At 71.3% G+C, this 4,733-nt stretch carries 2 protein-coding genes; both read right to left on the bottom strand.

Features of this window, described 5'->3' with window-relative positions:
* The coding region (locus ACZ56L_RS35955; protein WP_471069496.1) for a type I polyketide synthase at window positions 1–3,926 on the bottom strand (3,926 nt) is incomplete at its 3' end.
* Window positions 3,927–3,983: 57 nt separating this feature from the next.
* On the bottom strand, window positions 3,984–4,733 hold a 750-nt coding region (locus ACZ56L_RS35950; RefSeq protein ID WP_471069494.1), incomplete at its 5' end, for an acyl carrier protein.

Below are 4,733 nucleotides of genomic sequence, written 5' to 3'. Positions count from 1 at the left end.
CTCCGCACCCCATGCACCGCCACCAGATGCCGGGCCACCTCACGCCCCAGACCACCCGTACCACCCGTCACCAACACCGTCCCAGACCCCCACGGGGCCTCCACCACACCCAGCGAAGAACCCAGCCGCGCCAGCCGGCCCACATGCACCACACCGTCACGCACCAGCACCTGCGACTCACCCGCCGCAAGCACCTCCCCCACCGGCAGCTCCCCGCCACCCTCCACATCCACCAACAAGAACCGACCCGGATTCTCCGACTCCGCAGCCCGCACCAACCCCCACACCGCAGCACCCGCCAGATCAGCCCCCGACACAGCACCCCGCGTCACAAAAGCCAACCGCGAACTCCCGGAAGACGAACCACCGGACCCACCCAGCCACTCCTGCACCACAGCCAGCACACGCGCACACACCCCATGCACCGCCTCCGGCGAATCCCCACCCTCCACCGGAAACACCGTCAACGACGACTCACCGAGCTCAACAGTTCCAGACGGCCCAACGGCTCCCGACACATCCGCCGGCACCCACTCCAGACACAACAGCCCGTCCCGGCCCGGCACGCTCACCAGCTCCACCGGAGCGCCGAGCTGCAACTCCGCTACCGACAGCACCGGTTCACCTGCGGCATCCACCAGCAGCAGGGACACACAGTCCTCCGCCGCACGACCGATCCGCGCCCGCACCACCGACGCACCCGCCGCATGCAGCGTCACACCACGCCAGGAAACAGGAACCCACTCCCGCTCCCCCACGACCTCCCGCACCACCTCCGCCAGCAACGCCGGATGCAGACCAAACCGATCCGCCTCCCGCGCCACCTCACCCGACAACACGCACTCCACCTCGCGGGTGGTGGTCGCGTCGTACAGGATCTCGGCAGCCGGGCCGGCGACCAGTACGCCCGAGGCGTGCTCGGTCCACTCGTCGTCCGAGTCCTGTTCGCGCCGCGAGTGCAGCCTGACCGGCCGGGCGCCGTGCTCGTCCGGGGTGCCCACCCACACCTGGACGGCGACCCCGCCGTCGGCGGGGAGCACCAGCGGTTCGGTGTGCGTCAGTTCTTCGACACGTCCGCAGCCGACCTGGTCGGCGGCCCGGACGGCGAGTTCCAGCAGGCCGGCCGCCGGGAAGACCACCTGGCCGTCGACCGCGTGCTCCGCCAGCCAGGGCTGTGCGGCACACGACAGCCGTCCCGTGAGCACCGTCCCTTCCGAACTGGCCAGGAAGACGGTGGCGCCCAGCAGCGGATGCTCGGCGGGCATCAGACCGGCGGATGCGACGTCACCCACGGGCAGCGCCGGGCGCGGCCAGTAGCGTTCGTGCTGGAAGGCGTACGTGGGCAGGTCCACGACCCGCGCGTCCGTCCCGTCGTACCAGCGCGCCCAGTCCACCCCCACACCCGCGCAGTACAGCTTCGCCAGCCCGTCGACCAGCGCGCCCTCCTCACCCCGGCCCTTGCGCAACGCCGGAACAGTCACGACCTCCCCGGCATCCACCGCGTCCACTGTCAACCGCGCCAGCGCGCACAACGTCCCGTCCGGACCCAACTCCAGGAAAGCATCCACACCATGCGCGACCAGCGCACCGACGCCGTCGGCGAACCGCACGGTCTCCCGGACGTGCCGCACCCAGTACTCCGGATCGCACACCAGCACGCCGTCCACAGCCATCGGGATCTCCGGAGCCGAGAACGACAGCCCCGACACCACCGCACGGAACTCCTCCAGCATCGGATCCATCAACGGCGAATGGAACGCGTGCGAAACACGCAGACGGGTCGCCTTCCGACCCAGCCCCTCGAAGTGGACGCGGACGGCCTCCACCTCGGCCTCGACGCCCGACACCACGACGACCGACGGACCGTTGACCGCCGCGACCGACAGCCCCTCACTGACGTACGGCCGGACTTCGTCCTCGGACGCCTGCACGGAGAGCATCGCCCCACCGCCGGGCAGTGCCTGCATCAGCCGCCCGCGCGCCGCCACCAACGTGCACGCGTCAGCGAGCGAGAACACCCCGGCCACGTGCGCCGCGGCCACCTCGCCGAGGGAGTGACCGGTCACGAAGTCCGGCCGCACACCCAGCGACTCGACCAGCCGGAACAACGCCACCTCGACCGCGAACAGGCCCGCCTGTGCGTGGGCGGTCCCGTTCAGCGCGTCGGCGTCCTCGCCCCAGACCACCTCCCGCACCGGCACGTCCCACTGCGCGCACACCGCGTCGAAAGCCGCCGCGAACACCGGGAAACGCGCATACAACTCGCGCCCCATCCCCAGCCGTTGCGAACCCTGCCCCGAGAACAGGAAGGCGAGGGTACGTCCGGCTGCCTCGCCCCGGGCGATCTCGGCCCCGTCCGCCAGGACGGCCCGGTGGCCCAGGCTCGTACGACGCGCGGCCAGCGAGAAGCCCACGTCGAGCGCCGCCTGTCCGGAGACCGCGGCGATCCGTGCCACCTGCGCGTCCAGCGCAGCCTCCGACTTCGCCGACACCACCCACGGCGTGGCGGCGGGCGCTACGGCAGGCTCGGTCCGCTCCGGCTCGGTCTCCGCCGGCGGGGCCTGCTCGATGATGGTGTGGGCGTTGGTGCCGCTGATGCCGAAGGCCGACACGGCGGCCCGGCGGGGCTGTCCCGTCTCCGGCCAGTCCGTCTGTTCGGTGAGCAGCGAGACCTCGCCCGCCGACCAGTCCACGTGCGTCGTCGGCCTGTCCACGTGCAGGGTGCGCGGCAGCACGCCCTCACGCATCGACATGACCATCTTGATGACGCCCGCGACACCGGCAGCGGCCTGGGTGTGGCCGATGTTCGACTTGAGCGAGCCGAGCAGCAGCGGCCTGCCGTCGGGGCGGTTCTCCCCGTACGTGGCCAGCAGCGCCTGCGCCTCGATGGGGTCGCCCAACGGCGTGCCCGTACCGTGCCCCTCCACCGCGTCCACGTCCGCCGCCGACAGACCAGCAGCCGCCAGCGCCTGGCGGATCACGCGCTGTTGGGAGGGTCCGTTCGGTGCGGTCAGACCGTTCGACGCGCCGTCCTGGTTCACCGCCGAACCGCGCACGACGGCCAGGATGTCGTGCCCGTTGCGCTTGGCGTCGGACAGCCGCTCCAGTACCAGCACGCCCGCGCCCTCGGACCAGCCGGTGCCGTCGGCGGCGTCGGCGAACGCCTTGCAACGGCCGTCGCCCGCCAGCCCGCCCTGCCGGCTGAATCCGGCGAAGCTCATCGGCGTGGACAGAACGGTCACACCGCCTGCGAGGGCCATGGTGCACTCGCCCGAACGCAGGGCCTGCGCGGCGACGTGGAGCGCGACGAGCGAGGACGAGCAGGCGGTGTCCAGGGTCACCGCCGGGCCTTCCAGGCCGAAAGCGTACGAGATGCGGCCGGACAGCACGCTCGCGGTCAGACCGGTCGTCGCGTGGCCCTCCACGTCCTCCAGGGAGTTCATGACCACGCCCACGTAGTCCACGCCCGCCGTGCCGACGAACACGCCGGTCCGGCTGCCGCGCAGGGTCGCCGGGTCGATCCCGGCCCGCTCGAACGCCTCCCACGAGGTCTCCAGCAACAGCCGCTGCTGCGGGTCCATCGCCATCGCCTCACGCGGTGAGATCCCGAAGAAGTCCGCGTCGAACGAGGCCGCGTCGACGAACCCGCCCTCCACCGAGGCACTGCTGCCGTTGCCCTCACCGGTCAGCGCCGCCAGGTCCCAGCCCCGGTCGGTGGGGAACGCGGAGATGCCGTCGCGGCCCTCCGTCACCATCCGCCACAGGTCCTCCGGCGACCGCACACCGCCGGGCAGACGGCAGGACATGCCGACGATCGCGATCGGCTCCTGCTTCTCGGACTCGACCTCCAGCAGCCGTTGGCGAGTCTGGTGCAGATCAGCGGTGACCCACTTGAGGTAGTCAACGAGCTTGCTGTCGTTCGACATGGAGGTGGAGCCTTCCTACAGCGAAAGAGAAGAAGTGAAAGACGGCGGACGGTCGGCTCAGCGGTCGCTCAGGCGGCCGAGCTCGTTGTCGATGAATGCGAGGACTTCGTCGGCCGAGGCGGATTCGATCCGTTCCGCGACCTCGGTGGACTCGGTGTCCTCGTCAGCGGCGCGCCACTTCTCCAGGAGGTGGCGCAGCCGCTGGGAGACCGCCGCGCGAGTGTGTGCGTCGGGTTCGGCGGCGCTCAGCGCGGCGTCCATCCGGTCGAGTTCGGTCAGGAGCGCGGACTGTGCGTCCTGTCCCGCCGACTGGTCCTTGAGCAGGGTGGCCAGCAGGTGTTCGGCAAGGACCGCCGGGGTCGGGTAGTCGAAGACGAGGGTGGCGGGCAGCCGCAGACCGGTGAGGGAGGTGAGCCCGTTGCGCAGTTCCAGCGCGGTGAGGGAGTCGACCCCGAGGTCCTTGAACTCCCTTTCGGCGTCGACGGCCTGTGCCGACCCGTGCCTGAGGACGGCCGCCGCCTCCGCCTGTACGAGTTCCCGTACGTGTCGCAGCCGGTCGGCCTCACGCAGTTCCCGGAGCCGGGCGGCGAGCACGTCCTGCGTCCCTGCCGCGGGGCCTCCGGCGGACGCCTGCCGTTTGGCACTCTTGACGAGTCCGCGCAGCAGTGGGGGCACCTCTCCGCGCATCCGGGGCGCGCCCGTGCCGGACATCCGGCCGAGGGGGACGAGGTGGGGAAGGTCGATGGCCGTCGCGGCGTCGAGGAGCGACAGACCCTGCTCGACGGAGAGCGGAGGAACACCCGATGC

The organism is Streptomyces sp. NPDC039736 (assembly GCF_055596485.1).
The sequence above is the reverse complement of the archived record's forward strand: the minus strand, read 5'-3'. Positions and strand labels throughout refer to the sequence as shown.